Source organism: Tenacibaculum crassostreae, from assembly GCF_964512405.1.
Lineage (GTDB): Bacteria > Bacteroidota > Bacteroidia > Flavobacteriales > Flavobacteriaceae > Polaribacter > Polaribacter crassostreae.
Genome location: NZ_CAZELE010000002.1, coordinates 90,682 through 110,455, shown reverse-complemented (window position 1 = coordinate 110,455; position 19,774 = coordinate 90,682). Strand labels below are relative to the sequence as shown.

Genomic DNA, 19,774 nt, shown 5'->3' with positions numbered 1-19,774 from the left:
TACAGTTAACAAAAAATCAATTATAAAACGCTACGCAACCACATTTTAAACTTTGTGATTAAGTAGAATAATATCGGTACAACTATTAGAGTTAAGAAGGTAGCTATGAATAATCCGTAAATAACTGTCCATGCTAACGGACCCCAGAAAATAACATTATCTCCTCCTACATAAATATGCGGATTTAACTCACTTGCTAACGTAAAGAAGTTAATATTTAACCCTGTTGCTAACGGAATTAAGCCTAAAATTGTAGTGATAGCGGTTAATAATACTGGACGCAGACGTGCTTTACCTCCTCTAATAATAGCTTCTCCCAACGTATTCACATCAACAAACTCATCTTCTTCTAAACCTTGCTCTACTTTTTTACGATCAATTAATAATTGGGTATAATCTAAGAGAACAACACCATTATTAACCACAATACCTGCTAGTGAGATAATTCCCATCATCGTCATCATAATTACGAATGGTTTTCCTGTAATGATTAAGCCTCCAAAAACACCTATCAAACTTAAAAAGATGGCTAACATGATGATTCCTGGTTTAGAAACTGAGTTGAATTGGAAAATTAAAATCAAGAAAATCAATCCTAAACCTCCAAAAAACGCTTTCATTAAGAATGCCATTTGCTTGTTTTGTTCTTCAATTTGACCTGTATAATCAATCTTTACAGTATTTGGTTTTTCTGTAAAGGCTGCCATTTCATTTTGAATTTTAGATACAATAGCAGCAGCATCAGTATATCCTGGAGCCAAAGCTGAATATACAGTTACTACTCTTTTTACATCCTTGTGCTTAATCGCACTAAATCCAGATGTATTAGTTTGTTCTGCAACTGCCGACACTGGAATTTCTTTAATTGTTCCTGTAGCCATGTCTCTAAACGTAATTTTTTGGTTGAAAATAGCACTTTTATTGTACCTGTTTTCTTCGTTGAAACGAACATAGATATCAAAATCGTCGCCATCTTCTTTATAAATACCTGCTTTTGAACCAAAAATAGCGTTACGTAATTGACCTCCAACTTGCGAAGTACTAATACCTAATTCTCCTGCTTTTTTACGATCAACATTTACTTGCATTGATGGTTTAGATTTGTTTACATCAATCTTTAATTCATCAATACCTGCAATACTTTTCGAATTGATAAAATCACGCATTTTTTCAGCAGTATTAATCAATTCAGCATAATCGTTACCTTCTAATTCGATATTAATAGGATATCCTGCAGGTGGCCCCACTGCTTCTTTTTCAACAGAAATTGCCAACCCAGGATAAACTCCTTTCAATGCTTCAGTTACTTTTTTCTGTAACTCTTTACTATCTGCTCCTCTACGGAACTTATACTCACGCATTGAAGCTGTAATTTTACCTTTATGAGGCATTTCAGCAGCTGAACCGCCATCTGTTTGTGGATTTCCTGAACCAGCTCCTACTTGCGAAACCGTACTCTCTACCAAGAAATTATATCCATTATCTACATATTCAGGGGCATTTAACACTTTATACACACGCTCTTCTAAATCTTTCATAATCAGATTTGTTTTTTCAATATCGGTTCCTTGTGGATACTCGATATACACAATAATCTGATTTGGTGTATTATCTGGGAAAAATTCTACTTTAGTACGTTGACTACCAATTGAAGCTCCAAATCCTCCAAAAGCAATAAACAACAATACTAAGGTTCCTAACGAAATAACATAAGGTCTCCATCCTTTTAATGCTGCTCGTAATGTTTTTTCATAAAATTGCTCCCAACGCGGTAATACTTTATTTTGAAATGCATTTGCCCAAGGTCTAAGAAACAAACGATACATCCACAACATAATAGCTGTAAAAATCATTACTGTACCTAAAGCTCTATATGCTCCGCCAAAAATCACGATTAACAACCCTATAACAGCAATTACTGACGACATTATTATGATTCTCTTTAAGGGCATGTTTTTATCTTCAACACTCATAAACTGAGATACCATTACTGAATTGAAGAAAATTGCTACGAATAAAGAGGATCCTAATACTACAGAAAGTGTTACCGGGAAATAAATCATGAATTGTCCCATAGTCCCAGGCCACATTCCTAACGGAACAAATGCTGCAACAGTTGTTAATGTTGAAATGATAATTGGAAAAGCAATTTCACCAATTCCCTTTTTAGCAGCTTCAATACGAGGCATACCTTCATCCATTAAACGGTATACGTTTTCAACAACTACAATACCGTTATCTACCAGCATCCCCAATCCCATAATTAATCCGAAAAGAATCATGGTATTCATGGTATATCCCAACCAACTCAAGATCATTAGTGACATAAACATTGACATCGGAATTGCAAATCCTACGAACAATGCATTTTTAAATCCGAGGAAAAACATTAGTACTAATACCACTAAGATTACCCCGAAAATAATATTGTTTACTAAATCATCTACCTGACCAATGGTTTTTGAAGATTGATCGTTTGCTACAGTAACTTTTAAATTACTTGGAAAAACGTTTGCTTTGGTATCTCCAACAATTTTTTGAATTTTCTCTGCAGCCTCTACCATGTTTTTACCTGAACGCTTTTTAACATCCAACATTACCACAGCTTCACCAAACTCACGTGCATAAGTTGTTTTGTCTTTGTCTTTAAACGAAACTTTAGCGATATCTTTTAAGTAGATTGAATTTCCTTTTTCAGATTTTACCACAAAGTCTTGTAGGTCTTGAGGATTTTCAATCTCTCCTAAAATTCTGATAGTTCTTCGTTGACCACTAGCAACTAAATTACCTGCTGACATGGTTAAGTTTCCTCCATTTATCGAGTTGATAACATCCTGAAAACTAACCTTAGCCGCCATCATTTTGTAAATATCAACCGCTACCTCAACTTCTTTTTCTTCTGCTCCACGGATATCTACTTTTTTAATTTCTGGTAAATCTTCAATTTCATCCTCTAAATATTCACCAAACTCTTTTAACTTATCTACCGGATAATCTCCAGAAATATTAATGTTTAGAATTGGCATTTCTTCTGAAATACTTAATTCAAAAACATTTGGTTCTACTTTCGCCCCGTTAAACGTTGGCCAATCCTCACTCGAGGTTTCTTGATCTATCTCGTCTTTTACCTTTTGTTTAGCTTGATCTACCGAAATATTTTCATCAAATTCTACAACTACCATCGAGTAATCTTCTTGCGATGTAGATGTAATTTCTACCACATTGCTTACCGTTTTTAATCTATCTTCTAACGGATCGGTAATTAATTTCTCAATATCTTCAGCAGTATTCCCAGGATATAGAGAGCTGATGTAAATTTTAGTTTCTCTAATTTCTGGGAAGTTCTCTCTAGGCATGCTTAAAAAAGCAGAAACTCCAGAAATAAAAATCATCACCATCATTACATAGATGGTTGTTTTGTTATTTATCGCCCAAGAGGATAAACCAAACTCTTTATCTACTTGTTTTTTTTGTTTTTCAGTCATTGGTTATACCTTTTATGGGTTATTTAGCGTCTTGTGAAACAGTTAAAATTTTAACCTCTTGACCATTTTTAACACTACGTGCTCCTTCATCAATAATTTTTGCTCCGTTTTCTACTCCATCAATAACCTCAATAACATCTCCTTGAGTTTTTCCAGTAGCTATTACTACTTGCTTTGCAACACCTACTGCATCCTTTAAATTTTCAACAACATAAATATATTGCTCTCCGTTTGCATTTTCTGAAATGATGCTTTGCGGAATTAAAATTGCTTTTTCGTTTGAGTAATCGTTGATTTTTAACTTTGCAGTTAAGTTTGGTTTAATTTTACCTTCTTTATTTGGCACTCCAACTTCAACTTTAAAAGTTCTGTTTGCTGGATTGATAAAATTACCTGCTTGACGAATTTCAGAAGTTAACTTTTCACCTAAAACAGGAAACTCTACTTCTACATTTTTTCCTTTTTTTACTGAAGTGATATAACTTTCTGGCACATCTGTTTCAATATACATATCTTTTAAGTTAACAATTCTAAAAACTTCAGATCCCATACCTGGTGCAACCACTGTACCTTGCTCTTTAATAACATCATCAATAACCCCAGAAAATGGTGCAGTGATTACAGATTTTGCTAATTGTCTTTTTAATTGGTTAACCGCACTTGTTTGTGCTTCGTAATTTGTTTTTGCTTGTAAAAACTGAATTTCTGATCCAATTTTTTGCTCCCATAAACGCTTTTGACGATTAAAAGTAGTTTCTGCCAAAGCTGCTTGTGTTTCTATCTGTGCTAATTGATTTGCCAAACCTCCATCATCAATTTTAGCTAATGCTTGTCCTTTATTTACGAACTGACCTTCTTTAACATAAATTTTAACCAATTGCCCTGGCATTTCAGGATAGATTAAAACGTTTTGTTTTGTTTGTACATTTCCTTGTAACTCTAAAAAGTGATTAAACTCTTGCTCTTTAGCAGTAAGCACCGTAATTAACGGAACTTTTTTGTTTATATCTAACTTAGATATTTCATCGTTTAAAAGTTTAATATCTGCTGTTAACGTTTGTAATTCTGTATCTAAAGCAGCTTTTTTCTCACGTAGTTTAGCTAAATCGTTTGATGCTAATACATCTTGTACAGATTGTTCTTTTTTACCTCCGCAAGAAGCTAAAAGTAAGGTAACAATGAAAAGTGAATATATTTTTCTCATTATAGTTGATTTTATTTTAGTGGTATGTTTAATGCGTTTTCTAACTGAGCTTTTTTAGCAATTACATTCAACATAGATTGTACGTAATTGTTTTGCTGTGTGTATAATTGGTTTTGTGCTTGTAGTAAATCGAAACTTGAAGAAATTCCTTCAAAAAACTTAATTTGTTGTTTTTTCTCTATTCTTTCGGCTAATGCTAAATTTTGTTTAGCTGTTTCGTAGTTTTCAATTCCTAATTGATATTCGCTTTTTGCAGCAGCAACTTGTAAGTTTAATTTTTGCTCTGCTTCTTTTAATCGGATGTCAGCATTTTCTAATTCAATTTTTGCTTGATTAGTTCTTGATTTTCTTCCAAAAGAACTGAATATTGGAACATTTAAGCTTACTCCTAAAACAGATGTATTTACCCATTTTTGAGAAGTTTCAAAAAAGGAGAAAGAGTTTGAGTTTGCTACAGCATTATAATTAACAAATGCAGATAAACTAGGCAGTGCTTTGCTTTGCTCTAACCTCATTAACAAACGTTTACTTTCTCTATCATTTTGAGCAATTCTAAAATCAATATGATTATCTAAATCGAACTGAGAAGACAACAAGCTTAAATCGGTATTATCAACTACTAAACTATCTAGATTTGACGTTAAGGTAAGTTCGGTATCGATAGAATTCCCTAAGGAAACATTTAGCATTTGGTAAGCGATTTCTTTTAACCTTGCTGAATTTCTTAAATTATTTTCAACATTACCTAATGTGATTTGAAGTTGCTCAACATTTTCCAACTCCGTTAATCCGTTTTCGTATGTCTTTTGAACTTCATTTAAGTTCTTTTCTAACACAGCTTTGTTTCTCTCTAAAATCTCAATTGATTTTTCAGCAACCAAGACATTTCCATAAGCATTTACAATAGCTTCTCTTGTAGCTAATTCAGTTTTTTCTTTAGCTTGTTCAGAAATTTTTAAATAGGTTTTTGCCGATTGCAATCCTACTAAATAAGAACCATCGAAAAGTAATTGTGATAAGGTTACCCCAGCATTTACAGAGTGTTTTGCTCCAAAGTCAGGAAATCCATCATTATTAAAATCTACTGCATCAAATAATTGTTTTAAGTTATTTTGATAATCTACCTTTCCGTTAATTTGTGGCAATCCAATAGTGGTAGTTTCCCATTTTTTCTTTTTTGCTGCTTCAATATTATTTAATGAAACTTTATTTTCATAACTATTTTTAACAGCATAATTTATAGCCTCTTGCAAGGACAAACTCATTTGTTTTTCTTGTGACATTCCTTTAATCACCAAGAAAAACAGACAAAATAATAATAGTGGTTTTTTCATCAATTAGTTTATATAGTGTTATTTTTTCAGTTCTTTTTCTAATACTCCTACTCCTTTTTCTGTACAAATTCCACGCAAGTGATATTCTAAATAAAAATCCATCAGCTCATTCATTGAAAACTTTTGAAGCGGAAACAAACTCGGATCTTTAATAGCTATCATTCCGTTAAAATAAATTCGTGATATAAAACCAACATCAATAGTTTTTCTAAATAATCCGCTCTCTAACCCTCTATGTAAATTTTCTTGAATAGATTTTTGCATATACTCAAACTGCTGCGCTTTTAAATCGGCATAAATTTTAGGGTAATACTTTTGTAACTGATATTGAGGTGAAGATTTTTCATCTTTTAAGTGCAACATCACAAACTTTTTAATTTCAAAAAGTTCTAAAATTGGATTTTTTTGCTGCTCATGAATTAAATCTATTCCGTCACAAATCATACAAAAAAGAGAAGAAGTAACTTCTTGCACTAACTCTGTCTTATTCTTAAAGTGTGTGTAAATCGTTTTTTTTGAAGCACCAATTTCTTTAGCAATATCATCCATTGTTACGCTTTTAAATCCTAGATTTAAAAACATTTCTCCTGCTGTATATAAAATTTTATCTCTCATAAAACTCCGGCAAAAATACAACAGGAAACTTTAGAAACAAAAAAAGTTTCCTAAGTTTTAATGTTTTTTTAACATTCACTATCAATTAAAATTTTGGTTTCCCTTATTTTTACAAAAAATTTCAGATTTGGACTTATTATCATATCAATCAGATTTTATCTCATATTTAGAGTCTCAAAAATTCACTAGAGAACCTAAAAACCTTTATGAACCAATCGGTTATATTCTTCAATTAGGAGGCAAAAGAATTCGCCCAATACTTACACTTATTGCTGCCGATATTTTTTCTGGAGATTATAAAGAAGCATTACCTGCAGCACTAGCTGTTGAAGTTTTCCACAACTTCACTCTTGTGCATGATGATATTATGGACGATGCTCCTTTACGAAGAGGTAACAAAACGGTTCATGAAAAATGGAATATCAATACTGGGATTCTTTCTGGTGATGCAATGTTGATTCTAGCTTATCAGTATTTTGAAAATTACGAACCAATTGTTTTTCAAAAATTAGCACAGTTATTTAGCAAAACTGCCTTAGAAGTTTGCGATGGACAACAATTAGATGTTGATTTTGAAACTAGAAACGATGTAACAATCGATGAGTATATTAAAATGATTACCTTAAAAACATCTGTTTTGGTTGCTGCCGCTTTAAAAATGGGAGCTATTGTTGCAAAAGCAAATGAAGAACAAGCACAACACCTATATAATTACGGATTGAATTTAGGAATTGCTTTTCAACTACAAGATGATTATTTAGATACTTTTGGAGATCCTGAATCTTTCGGAAAACAAGTCGGGGGAGACATTATTGAAAATAAGAAAACCTTTTTGTACTTAAAGGCTTTGGAAGTATCTAATACGACCGATAAAGAAAGTTTACAAGCTTTATACAACGGAAAACAAAAAAATAATTCTGATAAAGTAGCTACAGTTTCAAGGATTTTTAAAAGCAACAACATACCTCAAGAAACTTTTAAACTTATTGAGTACTATACAAATAAGTCTTTTGAAAGCTTAAATCACCTACAAATAAGTAAGCAACAGAAAGAAGGTTTACGTGCTTTTGGTGAAAATTTAATGAGTAGAAAAGTGTAAAAAAATAGCTGATTATTTAAAAAAGTTTTTATTTTTGCAATCCAAATTTAACAGGTCCTATAGCTCAGCTGGTTAGAGCACCTGACTCATAATCAGGGGGTCCATGGTTCGAGCCCATGTGGGACCACTTTTAAAGCATCAACATTTAGTTGATGCTTTTTTTTACTTTAAACACTCATAATCAAAACATCATAACTTTTATCTCACCAACACAATTAACGGTTTTTATTAAAAAAAAAAAAATGATTCTACCTAAGGGATTTTTTCATCTAATTTCACGAATTATTTACATAATAAAATAAGCTCTTTTTGAAAAGCTCTTTTTAATCAGTATCTTTCAGTATCTTTGCTATCATATGATAAAAAAACTTAAAGACAAAAAGAACAAAAGAGTTTTTAGCTTTAACTTTTTGATTTTCAGAAATCAATCAGATAAATTCATTCCTCCTTCAAAATAAATCTCCTTTTTTTTTATCAAGCTAAAAAAGAGTTTTCCTTAGCTCTTAAACCGAAAATGTACTTTTACTAGTACACTTTCTTCACATTTATTATTACAACAATGAATTTCTCAAAAAAAAGCCTAGTCTTAGTTGCTTTTTCTTTTGTTACAGTTATGTTTTCACAAGAAAAACCTGAGGTTAAAATTGGCGGAGCACTTCGATTTAACTACAACCTATCTTCTTGGAAAGACGGTCAAAAAAAACGTGGAGGCGATTTCGGTTTCGACGTCTTTAGAATTAATGCTAAAGCAAAATATAAAGGAATAAAGCTTAATGCTGAATATCGATTTTACTCGCAAAGTTTTGGAGGTGGTATGCTTAAACAAGGCTGGTTAGGTTATGACTTTAACGAAAAAGACAATATTCAATTAGGGTTAACCCAAGTACCTTTCGGAAATACTCAATACAATTCTCATAGTTGGTTTTTTGGCATCAACTACTACTTAGGACTAGAAGACGATCATGATATGGGGGTAAAGTTTACCCATAAAGGAAAAAAATGGGAATACGCCTTGGCTTTTTTTAAAAATGCTGAAGAACTTACTTTTGGAAGTAATTCTGATGTTTCTGATAGCCGATACTCTTATGATGTTGCATCAATAGATATTGATGGAGATGGAATCCTGGATTTAAGACACAAAGAAACAAACCAATTAAATGGTAAAGTAAATTACCTCTTCGAGAATAAAAACACACAACACCAAATAGGGTTTTCTGCACAATATGGAGGCCTCTATAATTTAGATACTGAAGATACATCTAGCCATCATTCTTTTGCCTTACACTATCAACTAAACGCAAAAAACTTTGATGCTAAAGCACAAGTATCTACCTACAAATACAACACAAAGAATACTACTTATAACAATCTTATTGCCTTAACTGCTTATGGAGCTCCTTACCTTACAACGACAGAAGCAACTACATATACTTTAGGCGCTGCTTATACCTTCCCTGTAAAATGGAAACCTATTTCTAGTATACAAGTTTATAACGACTTTGGTTACATGGATAAAGCAGCTGTAGATTTTGAAGACAGTTTAATGAATGTTTTTGGATTCTTGGTAACAGCAGGTAATGTTTATACTTATATAGATTTTGCGGCAGGAAAAGATCATCCCTGGTTAGGTCCTGTATGGACAAATTCTTTAGCAAACGGAACACCTAATGCTAATTGGGAAATGAGATTTAACATAAACATCGGATATTATTTTTAACAAAATGAATGAGACAAATCATCAACAAATGAAGAAAGCAAAAAAAATAATTAGAAGTGACGAGCGGAAATCAATCTTTGGACTAGAAGTTAACGGACCTGTATTCTTCACTTCTTCAATAGTAATAATACTTAGTGTAACTTTAACTTTACTTTTTAAAGAAAGAGCACAATCCTATTTTGACGCAGCTCAAAATTTTATTGCAAACAAAACTGGCTGGCTATTCATCTTAGCCGTTAACATTTTTGTTGCCTTTATGCTTTATTTAGCATTTAGTAAATATGGAACCTTGCGTATTGGAGGAGCAAAAGCAAAACCAGAGTTTTCAACTACTTCTTGGTTTTCAATGCTTTTTAGTGCTGGTATGGGTATCGGACTGCTCTTTTGGAGTATTGCTGAGCCTGTTTACCATTTATCTTCACCTCCTCTAGCTGATCCAAATACCGCAGCCGCAGCCAAAGAAGCCATGAATGTTACTTTTTTACACTGGGGGTTACATGCTTGGGGGATTTATGCTTTGGTCGGTTTATCGTTAGCTTATTTCACCTATTCTAGAGGACTTCCTTTGACTATACGTTCTGTTTTTTACCCTTTCTTAGGAGATAGAATTCATGGTAGAATTGGTGATATTATTGATATTTTTGCTGTTTTAGCTACCGTTTTTGGATTAGCTACTTCACTAGGTCTTGGAGTTAAACAAGTAGCCGCTGGTTTAGAACATGTTTTTGGCTTAGATTCAGGTATTTCCTTACAAATATGGTTAATTGTAGGAATTACGTTAATCGCCACCATTTCTGTAGTTTCAGGAGTTGACAAAGGAGTAAAATTCCTTAGTGAAATGAACATGCGTATTGCCGTACTGTTATTGCTTGCAGTGGTAATTTTAGGGCCTACTATTTTTATCTTAAAATCATTTGTACAAAACACAGGTAGCTATGTTAACGATTTAATTAATCTTTCTACTTGGGCTGAAGCTTACACAGGAACAGAATGGCAAAATTCATGGACTATCTTTTATTGGGGATGGTGGATTGCTTGGTCTCCTTTTGTTGGAATGTTCATCGCACGTGTTTCAAAAGGAAGAACTATTAGAGAATTTATTTTAGGAGTATTAATTGTTCCTACATTAATTACACTGTTTTGGATTACCGCTTTTGGAGCAACCTCGTTACACGAAATTTTAGGTGGAGATACTACAATTGCAGAGGGTGTAAATGACAATGTTGCCACCGCTCTTTTTGTGTTTTTAGAAGACTTCCCATTTTCAATGGCTTTAAATATTGTTGCTATTATACTTATCGCTAGTTTCTTTGTTACCTCATCTGACTCTGGATCTTTAGTGGTTGATAGTTTAACTTCTGGTGGAAAAATTGAAGCCCCTGTAGGGCAAAGAATATTTTGGGCTCTTGCAGAAGGAGCTGTGGCAGCAGTATTACTATTAGGTGGTGGTTTAAAAGCTTTACAAACAGCTTCTATTGCAACCGGACTTCCTTTTACCTTACTTTTGCTGTTAATGTGTTATTCTCTTTTTAAAGGATTAAAAGAAGACTACAAAGAACATTTAAAACGTTTAAATCAAAAGGAAAAAGAAGAATATCAAGAGACTGTAAAAAGACTTATAGACTCTAAAAAACAAAAAGCTTAAATTATGAAGATAAAAAACATACTTGTAGCCTTAGATTTATCTGAATTAGACATCACGCTAATTAAATATTGCAGCATGTTGGCTAAAAATTACGGAACAGAAAACGTATATTTTATTCATAATGTAAAAAAATATGAAATAAGCAACTTGTTTTCTGAACAGCTTGAAAACATTAACATTGAAGAAATTATAGAAGAAGAGCTTGAAAACAGCATAAGTAAACATTTTAATGCTGATTGCAACTATGAGCTATTAGTTTCAGACGATGCTTATACTGAAAGTTTAATTAGCTACGTTGCTAATAAATACCATACTAATTTAATTATTGTAGGTAATAAAAACACTTATAAAGGATCTGGTTCGGTTTCTGGTAAGTTATTACGTATGGCAAAATGTAATGTACTTTTAATTCCTAAAGAAACGAACTTAAACCCTAAAAACTTTATGGTAGCTACTGATTTTTCATCTGCCTCATTAAAAGCATTTCATACCGCTTCAGACATGAGCTCAAAACAAAAATCTACATTAAAAGCACTTAATGTTTTTAAAATACCTCAGTTATTTTTCCCTTACATAAAAATTGATAAAGCTCGAGAAAAAGTAGAAAAACACGTTGATCAACAATTTGAAAAATTACTTCAAAAAACAAAAAATCAACAAATTGAAACTCTTAAAGCGTCTGCTGGTGAAGATAGTATTCCTGAAAAAATTAGAGCTATTGCCCAAAAAGACAAAACAGACATCTTATTTGTTGCAGATAAAGGGCACAATAACTTCACTTCTCTTTTAGTAGGAAGTGTTACTGAAGAGTTATTCACCCAAGATTTACACGTGCCTTTATGGGTAGTTAAACGTTATATCGCCTCATAAAATAAAAATCGGAGCTAATAATTAGCTCCGATCTTTATTACTCGATTCTTTTTTCTCTTTTCATATTTTTACTATAAAAGCATCTAAAACAGTTTGTTCTAAAATTTAGGTTTAAATAAATTTAATTTTGTCTATGTTGAAGAACAAAACTAGGATTACTTTGTGCTCTTGCTTTTTAGGATTGACTTAACCGGAACAAGCTCTCTTAATAAAATTGCCAAACTTATAATCACGTATAAAAAATTAGTTTAAAAAAACACTTAAAAGAATTTTGTTTTAAGATTATTAAACGTAATTATAAAAATCAACACGATTTTGAATTCATTTAGGCTCTTTAAGACCACATTTAAACACAAAAACACTTACATATTATTTGTAGGTGTTTTTTTATTTCAACTGCGTCAATCTTGCCACATATTTACCTATAACATCAAATTCTAAATTTACTTTACTGCCAATAACAAAATTTTTAAATGTAGTATGCTCAAATGTATAAGGTATAATTGCTACACTAAATTCATCTTTTTTAGAATTCACCACAGTTAAACTCACCCCATTAATTGTAATTGAACCTTTTTCAATAGTAACATTAGTCCCATCAAAATCATATGAAAATGTAAAAACGGCACTTCCTTCTGCATCTTCTATATTCTTACAGATTCCTGTTCTATCTACGTGCCCTTGCACGATATGACCATCTAATCTAGCACCTAATTTCATTGCTCTTTCAAGATTTACTTCATCATCAACTTGTAAATTACCAATATTGGTTTTATCTAAAGTTTCTTTAATAGCCGTTACCGTATATTCATCATTATCAATCGCAACCACAGTTAAACATACTCCGTTATGCGCCACACTTTGATCTATCTTTAACTCATTGGTAATATCACTTTGAATCGTTAGGTGTAAATTCTCTTTTTCACGTTCAATACCTTTTACAATTCCAAGAGTTTCTATTATTCCGGTAAACATTCTATAAAAATTTAGTTACTTTTGTTAGCATCAAAAATACAACTTTACCTACGAAAATAAACTATGGATAAAGCAAACAAAATTATTGTTGGAATTTCAGTTGGAGATATTAACGGAATCGGGATTGAAGTTATTTTAAAAACTTTTGAAGACAAACGAATGCTAGAGTTCTGCACTCCAGTTCTTTTCGCTTCAAACAAATTAATCTCCTATCATAAAAAAGCGTTAAATCTCAACAACAACATCCATGGAATTACATCTATAAATAAACTTGTTTATGGTAAAATTAATTTATTAAATGCTTGGAAGGAAGAAGCTAAGATTGATTTAGGGAAAACTACTGAAGATGGAGGTAAGTTCGCCTTTAAATCGTTAGAAGCAGCAGTATTTGCACTAAAAAATAATTCAATCGATACGCTACTTACCGCACCAATCAATAAAGAAAATATTCAATCGGAAGATTTTAAATTCCCAGGACACACCGAATATCTTGAAGAGAATTTAGACGGAAAGAGTTTGATGATTTTAATGACCGATGAATTACGTATAGGTTTAATAACGGGACACATCCCTGTTTCGAAAGTTGCTGAAACTATCACTCCAGATCTTATAAAGTCTAAAGTTGAAATCATGTACAATTCATTGGTACAAGACTTTAATATTAACAAACCAAAAATTGCTGTTTTAGGCTTGAACCCTCATTGTGGAGACAACGGAATTATTGGCACAGAAGATGACGAAATCATCCGCCCAACAATTGCAGAAATAAAAGAATCAGGTAAGTTAGTTTTTGGTCCTTATGCAGCTGATGGTTTTTTCGGCTCAAAAACTTACAAACAATTTGATGGAGTTTTAGCTATGTATCACGATCAAGGTTTGGCGCCATTCAAAGCTTTATCATTTGGAAATGGAGTAAATTTTACTGCAGGATTAAACAAAGTAAGAACCTCTCCAGATCATGGAACTGGATTTGATATTGCAGGCAAAAATAAAGCAAATGCAACTTCATTTACCGAAGCTTTATTTACCTCATTACAAATATTTAAGAACCGAAAAGAGCACCAAAAACTCACTAAAAATGCGTTAAAAGTTAAATAGTGTATTTTTTTCACTCAAAATATAAAAATAAAAACATTTTTTATATCTTTGCACGCTCAAATTGATAGTTGTAGATGAAAGACTTAAAAGAATTCAACATACCTTTTGTAGGTTTAAAAGAAGGAAGTCATTTATTTGAATATCAAATTGACAAAAAGTTCTTTGAAGCATTTCAGTTTGATGAATTTGACAACGCTCAGGTAAAAACAACTGTTGCATTTGTAAAAAAGAGTACATTATTCGAACTTAGTTTTACAATAAACGGAACCGTTACTGTTCCTTGCGACGTTACAAATGAGTTGTTTGATTTGCCTATTACAGGTGATTTAAACTTAGTTGTTAAATTTGGACCTGAATTTAATGATGAGCATGATGAAATTTTAATACTTCCTCATGAAGCTTATCAAATAAATGTTGCACAATATATATATGAATTAATTGTGCTATCTGTACCAACCAAAAGAATACACCCAAGTGTAACCGACGGTTCAATGCAGTCAGAAACTTTAAAGAAATTAGAAGAGTTAAGAATAAACAAAGAAAAAACTGTTGAAGAAGAATCAGCAGACCCTAGATGGGATAAATTAAAGGATTTACTAACAGATAAATAAGACATAAAATGGCACATCCAAAGAGAAAAATATCTAAAACTAGAAGAGACAAAAGAAGAACTCACTATAAAGCTTCTGTTCCTCAAATAGCTGTTGATCCTACAACTGGAGAAGCTCATTTATACCACAGAGCTCACTGGCATGAAGGAAAACTTTATTACAGAGGTCAAGTAGTATTAGAAAGCGCTGCTGCTGAGGCTTAAAAACTAGTTTAAAAACATAAAAAACCCTCATTTCTGAGGGTTTTTTTGTGTTTTTTTGTCAAAAATTACTCTTTTTGCTGTTTTTTTCTATAAAAAAGTGAAATAATTTTCATTACTTTGAAAACTCGTTTTACTACAAAACAAACAACTATGACTAAAATAACTGCAGCAATAACAGCAGTAGGAAAATATATTCCAGAATACGCTCTAACCAATAAAGAGCTAGAAAAAATGGTAGATACCAATGATGAGTGGATTACTACCAGAACAGGAATTAAAGAACGAAGAATTTTAAAAGAAGAAGGCGCAGGAACTTCTTTTATGGCTATAAAAGCAGCTGAAGATTTATTAAAAAAATCAAACACCAACCCTGAAGATATTGAAATGGTAATTGTAGCAACTGCTACTCCTGATTTACCTGTAGCATCAACCGCTGCCTATACAGCGTCAAAAATTGGAGCTGTAAACGCCTTTTCTTACGACTTACAAGCAGCTTGTTCAAGTTTTTTATATGGTATGTCTACCGCTGCTAGATATATAGAAAGTGGTCGCTACAAAAAAGTATTGTTAATTGGAGCAGATAAAATGTCTTCAATTATCGACTATACTGATAGAGCTACTTGTATCATTTTTGGTGATGGTGCTGGTGCTGTATTATTTGAACCTAATACCGACGGTTTAGGTTTACAAGACGAATATTTAAGAAGCGACGGTATTGGTCGAGAATTCTTAAAAATTGAAGCTGGTGGATCAATTTTACCTCCATCAGAAGAAACGGTTAAGAACAAACAACACTTTGTTCATCAAGAAGGAAAGACCGTATTTAAATTTGCCGTATCAAATATGGCAGATGTTTCTGAAAAAATGTTAACCAGAAACAACTTAACAAAAGAAGACATTCAGTGGTTAGTACCACATCAAGCTAATAAAAGAATCATCGAAGCTACAGCTAATAGAGTTGGCTTAGAAGATGACAAAGTAATGATGAATATTCACAAGTACGGAAATACCACTTCTGCTACTTTACCATTATTACTTGCCGACTATGAAAAAGAGTTAAAACAAGGAGATAATTTAATTTTTGCTGCATTTGGTGGTGGATTCACATGGGGATCTATTTACTTAAAATGGGCATATAACTCATAACTAAACAACTAAAATTTAGGAAAATGGACATTAAAGAAATTCAAAGTCTTATAAAATTTGTCGCAAGATCAGGTGCAAGTGAAGTAAAGTTAGAAATGGAAGATATAAAAATCACCATTAAAACTGGAAGCGAATCTCCTGAAACTACTATTATTCAGGCAGCTGCTCCTATGGCTCAAGCTCCACAAATGGTTGCTCCTGCCCCAGTTGCACAACCAGCAGCAGCTGCTGCAGCTACTCCTGCTGAAACAGAAGACGATTCTAAATACGTTACTGTAAAATCACCAATCATCGGTACTTTTTATCGTAAGCCTTCACCAGACAAACCAATGTTTGTTGAAGTTGGTAGTACTATTAATGCTGGTGATACGGTTTGTATTATTGAAGCAATGAAGTTATTTAACGAAATCGAGTCTGAAGTATCAGGTAAAATCGTAAAAGTATTAGTTGACGATATGTCTCCAGTAGAATTCGATCAACCATTATTCTTAGTAGACCCATCATAACATTTAGTTTAGAAAGTTTAAAAGTTTGGAAACTTAATAACATATGTCGTTAAGTTTATCAACCACAAAACGTATAAACTCATAAACTCATAAATTATGTTTAAAAAGATATTAATTGCCAATAGAGGCGAAATCGCACTACGTGTAATTAGAACCTGTAAAGAGATGGGTATTAAAACAGTAGCTGTTTATTCAAAAGCAGATGCTGAAAGTTTACACGTAAGATTTGCTGATGAAGCGGTTTGTATTGGACCAGCACCAAGTAGCGAATCTTATTTAAAAATGGATCGTATCATTGCTGCTGCTGAAATTACAAATGCAGATGGTATTCACCCAGGATACGGTTTCTTAGCTGAAAATGCTAAGTTTTCAAAATTATGTGAAGAGCACGATATTAAATTTATCGGAGCTTCTCCTGAAATGATTGACCGTATGGGAGATAAAGCAAACGCTAAAGCTACCATGAAAGCTGCTGGTGTACCTTGTGTACCTGGTAGTGATGGTGTAATCACCACTTTTGAAGAGTGTGAAAAAATCGCTGTAGAAACAGGATACCCAGTAATGTTAAAAGCTTCTGCCGGAGGTGGAGGAAAAGGAATGCGTGCTGTTTGGAAAGCTGAAGATTTAAAAGACGCTTGGGATTCTGCAAGACAAGAATCAAAAGCTGCTTTTGGTAACGACGATATGTATATGGAGAAGTTAATTGAAGAACCTCGCCATATCGAAATTCAAGTAGTAGGTGATTCTTACGGTAAAGCATGTCATTTATCAGAAAGAGATTGCTCGGTACAACGTCGTCACCAAAAATTAACGGAAGAAACTCCTTCTCCTTTCATGACGGAAGAATTACGTGATGCTATGGGAGCTGCTGCTGTTAAAGCTGCAGAATACATTAAGTATGAAGGTGCAGGAACAGTTGAATTCTTGGTTGATAAACACCGTAACTTCTACTTTATGGAGATGAATACTCGTATTCAAGTAGAGCATCCTATTACTGAAGAAGTTGTAGACTACGATTTAATTCGTGAACAAATTTTAGTTGCAGCTGGTGTGCCAATTTCTGGTAAAAACTACAAACCACAATTACACTCTATTGAATGTAGAATTAACGCAGAAGACCCTTTTAACGGCTTTAGACCTGCTCCAGGAAAAATCACTTCATATCATGCTCCAGGTGGTCATGGTGTTCGTATCGATACTCACGTTTATGCTGGGTATATGATTCCACCAAACTACGATTCTATGATTTCTAAGTTAATTGTTACTGCTCAAACTCGTGAGGAGGCAATTAACAAAATGAAACGTGCTTTAGATGAGTATGTAATTGAAGGTGTAAAAACTACAATTCCTTTCCACAGACAATTAATGGATCATCCAGATTATGTAGCTGGTAATTATACTACCAAGTTCATGGAAGATTTTGAAATGGAAAAATAATCATAATAAAAAAGCCTAATGTTAAACATTAGGCTTTTTTATTTCGAATAAGTAAACGATTTACTTTTCAAAACTTGATTGTTCTGGTAATATACTTTCAAAAGCATCGTGTATCTCTTGCATTACCTTCTCATAGTTTCTAATATGAACATTATCGTTTAAACAAACAAGTGAATACGATTGTTCTCTAAGCGCTTTAATTGCTTTTTTAGACTTTATAACTAATGAAAACATTTTTGTGTCTTGGTAGGTGTTATACGGTATAAAGTTAGACTTGCATATCTGCCAAGTTTTAAATAACTCTGGCGTATAATCATTATCACTTCGGAATCTGTGCTTAGACATTTCTGTTAGTTCTTCTCCGCAATGTTCCCAAACATCTTCAAAAGTAGATTTTAAATATGGTTGAGCATTATGAGGTGTTCTAAGAGTGATAAACTTATTATAATATTTTAATAATTTCGTTATTCTAGCTCTTGAACCATATGATGGATGATACCATTTATCGTGATCTCTTTTTAGAACTTCTTTTTTATCAAAATGTTTATTAATCAATCGAATATTATTTTTCAACATTTTTTCAAACTGAGAAATACCTGTATTCGTTCTAAACGTTGCTATATCCTTTGGCAAACCATTTTCAAAAAAACGCGTTTCTGGAACGTCATTTATAATAAAAAAGTCATCATTAAAATACACAAACTGTTCTGATAAACCAGGTATTTTGTGCATATATATTTCAATTAAATTTGAATTAAACACAGGTAAAAACTCTTTCGGAATATAATCTGAGTGACTTACTAAATTGATTTTTGGATGATTTTCATCTAACCATTCTGGTTTTTGACCACTAGTTACAAAGTGTATTTTTCTAACCCAAGGAGCAAATTTTTCGATTCCTCTAAACCAATATCTTAAAAACCCATGGTCTCTAAAACGTGCTTCAGATTTTTCATTTACAGAATTATCAATCTTGTCTGAATATTTCGAAAACTCTTTAATCCATTTAGGGTCATCCATATCTACCCATGTAACCACAAAATCTATTCCCATTGCTCTTATATCAAAAATTAATGAATCTATATAAAGTTCAAAAATAACTCTTTTTCTACTATTAATTCTGCTATTTCTTTTATAATGGCCACCTTACCCTAGTAAATTACTATGGTAGTAAAAATTTACCGTATATTTGCCCTCTTAAAGAACCCTTGAATACAACAGCAATTATCAAAAAGAGGTGCTGCTATTCCATACAAAATAAATTATTGTGGATTTTATATTACAACCTTGGCCTTGGTACGTGTCGGGGCCACTTATAGCTTTAGTCTTGTTTCTATTTTTTTACTTCGGAAAAAATTTTGGAGTATCTACAAACTTAGAAACTCTTTGTACTATTGCTGGTGCAGGAAAACTGTCAGATTATTTTAAAACCGACTGGAAAGAACGTGATTGGGCTATTTTTTTATTAGCTGGTTTAATGATTGGTGGATATATAGCTGTGAACTATTTATCTCTTTCTACAGAAATTGACCTAAACCAAACCACTATTTCTAAACTAGCCGATTTAGGTTTTGCTGACGCAGGAAAAACCTATTTACCTAATGAAATTTATAGTTTAGAAAACATGCTTACTCTAAAAGGTTTTGTTATTTTATTAGTAGCAGGAATTCTTATTGGTTTTGGTACTCGTTATGCCGATGGCTGTACTTCTGGTCATGCTATTACTGGTTTAAGCAGTTTTCAACTTCCTTCTTTACTAGCTGTAATTGGTTTTTTTATTGGTGGATTGATAATGGTTTGGATTTTATTCCCTTTAATTTTTGGTTAGT

At 32.6% G+C, this 19,774-nt stretch carries 17 protein-coding genes and 1 tRNA gene; 12 read left to right on the top strand and 6 right to left on the bottom strand.

Annotation, left to right across the window (positions count from 1 at the left end):
- Positions 1 to 20: 20 nt before the first annotated feature.
- From ACKTST_RS01475 to ACKTST_RS01460, 4 genes are read right to left on the bottom strand one after another with little or no spacing between them, the layout of a single operon-like run.
- Positions 21 to 3,485, bottom strand: a complete 3,465-nt coding sequence (locus tag ACKTST_RS01475) for an efflux RND transporter permease subunit (protein ID WP_408046020.1) — start codon at positions 3,483 to 3,485, stop codon at positions 21 to 23.
- 19 nt (positions 3,486 to 3,504) lie between these two features.
- The gene (locus ACKTST_RS01470; protein WP_408046019.1) at positions 3,505 to 4,689 is read right to left on the bottom strand and encodes an efflux RND transporter periplasmic adaptor subunit; all 1,185 of its coding nucleotides are present in this window, start codon (positions 4,687 to 4,689) and stop codon (positions 3,505 to 3,507) included.
- Between the two features lie 11 nt (positions 4,690 to 4,700).
- A complete protein-coding gene (locus ACKTST_RS01465) occupies positions 4,701 to 6,023 on the bottom strand; it encodes a TolC family protein (protein WP_408046018.1) in 1,323 nt (440 codons plus the stop codon).
- Positions 6,024 to 6,041: 18 nt separating this feature from the next.
- Complete coding sequence (locus ACKTST_RS01460; protein ID WP_408046017.1) at positions 6,042 to 6,638, bottom strand: TetR/AcrR family transcriptional regulator; 597 nt, start codon at positions 6,636 to 6,638, stop codon at positions 6,042 to 6,044.
- A gap of 127 nt (positions 6,639 to 6,765) precedes the next feature.
- On the opposite strand from ACKTST_RS01460, the gene ACKTST_RS01455 reads away from it, so the two are divergent.
- From ACKTST_RS01455 to ACKTST_RS01435, 5 genes are all read left to right on the top strand, one after another.
- Positions 6,766 to 7,737 carry a polyprenyl synthetase family protein gene (locus ACKTST_RS01455; protein ID WP_408046016.1) on the top strand — a complete coding sequence of 324 codons (972 nt, stop codon included), beginning with the start codon at positions 6,766 to 6,768 and terminating at the stop codon, positions 7,735 to 7,737.
- 53 nt (positions 7,738 to 7,790) lie between these two features.
- Positions 7,791 to 7,864 (top strand) — tRNA-Ile (locus ACKTST_RS01450).
- A 432-nt stretch (positions 7,865 to 8,296) separates the two neighbouring features.
- Complete coding sequence (locus tag ACKTST_RS01445) at positions 8,297 to 9,454, top strand: hypothetical protein (protein WP_408046015.1); 1,158 nt, start codon at positions 8,297 to 8,299, stop codon at positions 9,452 to 9,454.
- A gap of 28 nt (positions 9,455 to 9,482) precedes the next feature.
- Complete coding sequence (locus tag ACKTST_RS01440; RefSeq protein ID WP_408046014.1) at positions 9,483 to 11,099, top strand: BCCT family transporter; 1,617 nt, start codon at positions 9,483 to 9,485, stop codon at positions 11,097 to 11,099.
- A 3-nt stretch (positions 11,100 to 11,102) separates the two neighbouring features.
- Positions 11,103 to 11,969, top strand: coding sequence for a universal stress protein (locus tag ACKTST_RS01435; protein WP_408046013.1), 867 nt, complete (start codon positions 11,103 to 11,105; stop codon positions 11,967 to 11,969).
- 387 nt (positions 11,970 to 12,356) lie between these two features.
- On the opposite strand, the gene ACKTST_RS01430 is transcribed toward ACKTST_RS01435, so the two are convergent.
- Positions 12,357 to 12,944, bottom strand: coding sequence for a riboflavin synthase (locus ACKTST_RS01430; protein ID WP_408046012.1), 588 nt, complete (start codon positions 12,942 to 12,944; stop codon positions 12,357 to 12,359).
- Positions 12,945 to 13,007: 63 nt separating this feature from the next.
- On the opposite strand from ACKTST_RS01430, the gene pdxA reads away from it, so the two are divergent.
- From pdxA to accC, 6 genes are all read left to right on the top strand, one after another.
- On the top strand, positions 13,008 to 14,042 hold the full coding sequence (gene pdxA, locus ACKTST_RS01425) for a 4-hydroxythreonine-4-phosphate dehydrogenase PdxA (protein WP_408046011.1): 1,035 nt from the start codon (positions 13,008 to 13,010) through the stop codon (positions 14,040 to 14,042).
- 74 nt (positions 14,043 to 14,116) lie between these two features.
- Positions 14,117 to 14,653, top strand: a complete 537-nt coding sequence (locus ACKTST_RS01420; protein ID WP_408046010.1) for a YceD family protein — start codon at positions 14,117 to 14,119, stop codon at positions 14,651 to 14,653.
- A gap of 8 nt (positions 14,654 to 14,661) precedes the next feature.
- Positions 14,662 to 14,856, top strand: coding sequence for a 50S ribosomal protein L32 (gene rpmF / locus ACKTST_RS01415; protein WP_047789948.1), 195 nt, complete (start codon positions 14,662 to 14,664; stop codon positions 14,854 to 14,856).
- 150 nt (positions 14,857 to 15,006) lie between these two features.
- Positions 15,007 to 16,002, top strand: coding sequence for a beta-ketoacyl-ACP synthase III (locus ACKTST_RS01410; RefSeq protein ID WP_408046009.1), 996 nt, complete (start codon positions 15,007 to 15,009; stop codon positions 16,000 to 16,002).
- Between the two features lie 23 nt (positions 16,003 to 16,025).
- On the top strand, positions 16,026 to 16,508 hold the full coding sequence (gene accB / locus ACKTST_RS01405) for an acetyl-CoA carboxylase biotin carboxyl carrier protein (RefSeq protein ID WP_408046008.1): 483 nt from the start codon (positions 16,026 to 16,028) through the stop codon (positions 16,506 to 16,508).
- A 96-nt stretch (positions 16,509 to 16,604) separates the two neighbouring features.
- Positions 16,605 to 17,945 carry an acetyl-CoA carboxylase biotin carboxylase subunit gene (gene accC / locus ACKTST_RS01400; RefSeq protein WP_408046007.1) on the top strand — a complete coding sequence of 447 codons (1,341 nt, stop codon included), beginning with the start codon at positions 16,605 to 16,607 and terminating at the stop codon, positions 17,943 to 17,945.
- 60 nt (positions 17,946 to 18,005) lie between these two features.
- Here accC and ACKTST_RS01395 read toward each other — a convergent pair whose 3' ends face one another.
- Entirely contained in the window at positions 18,006 to 18,998 is a 993-nt protein-coding gene (locus ACKTST_RS01395) for a Stealth CR1 domain-containing protein (RefSeq protein WP_408046006.1), read from the bottom strand.
- 214 nt (positions 18,999 to 19,212) lie between these two features.
- Here ACKTST_RS01395 and ACKTST_RS01390 point away from each other — a divergent pair, with 214 nt between their 5' ends.
- On the top strand, positions 19,213 to 19,773 hold the full coding sequence (locus ACKTST_RS01390) for a YeeE/YedE family protein (protein WP_408046005.1): 561 nt from the start codon (positions 19,213 to 19,215) through the stop codon (positions 19,771 to 19,773).
- Position 19,774: the final 1 nt, after the last annotated feature.

Bases quoted from the DNA above. Each gene is read 5' to 3' on its own strand.
- ACKTST_RS01430 (WP_408046012.1), bottom strand. From the start codon at position 12,944: ATGTTTACCGGAATAATAGAAACTCTTGGAATTGTAAAAGGTATTGAA.
- ACKTST_RS01460 (WP_408046017.1), bottom strand. From the start codon at position 6,638: ATGAGAGATAAAATTTTATATACAGCAGGAGAAATGTTTTTAAATCTA.
- accB (WP_408046008.1), top strand. From the start codon at position 16,026: ATGGACATTAAAGAAATTCAAAGTCTTATAAAATTTGTCGCAAGATCA.
- pdxA (WP_408046011.1), top strand. From the start codon at position 13,008: ATGGATAAAGCAAACAAAATTATTGTTGGAATTTCAGTTGGAGATATT.
- ACKTST_RS01475 (WP_408046020.1), bottom strand. From the start codon at position 3,485: ATGACTGAAAAACAAAAAAAACAAGTAGATAAAGAGTTTGGTTTATCC.
- accC (WP_408046007.1), top strand. From the start codon at position 16,605: ATGTTTAAAAAGATATTAATTGCCAATAGAGGCGAAATCGCACTACGT.
- ACKTST_RS01410 (WP_408046009.1), top strand. From the start codon at position 15,007: ATGACTAAAATAACTGCAGCAATAACAGCAGTAGGAAAATATATTCCA.
- ACKTST_RS01435 (WP_408046013.1), top strand. From the start codon at position 11,103: ATGAAGATAAAAAACATACTTGTAGCCTTAGATTTATCTGAATTAGAC.
- ACKTST_RS01420 (WP_408046010.1), top strand. From the start codon at position 14,117: ATGAAAGACTTAAAAGAATTCAACATACCTTTTGTAGGTTTAAAAGAA.
- ACKTST_RS01440 (WP_408046014.1), top strand. From the start codon at position 9,483: ATGAAGAAAGCAAAAAAAATAATTAGAAGTGACGAGCGGAAATCAATC.
- ACKTST_RS01470 (WP_408046019.1), bottom strand. From the start codon at position 4,689: ATGAGAAAAATATATTCACTTTTCATTGTTACCTTACTTTTAGCTTCT.
- ACKTST_RS01465 (WP_408046018.1), bottom strand. From the start codon at position 6,023: ATGAAAAAACCACTATTATTATTTTGTCTGTTTTTCTTGGTGATTAAA.
- ACKTST_RS01395 (WP_408046006.1), bottom strand. From the start codon at position 18,998: ATGGGAATAGATTTTGTGGTTACATGGGTAGATATGGATGACCCTAAA.
- rpmF (WP_047789948.1), top strand. From the start codon at position 14,662: ATGGCACATCCAAAGAGAAAAATATCTAAAACTAGAAGAGACAAAAGA.
- ACKTST_RS01445 (WP_408046015.1), top strand. From the start codon at position 8,297: ATGAATTTCTCAAAAAAAAGCCTAGTCTTAGTTGCTTTTTCTTTTGTT.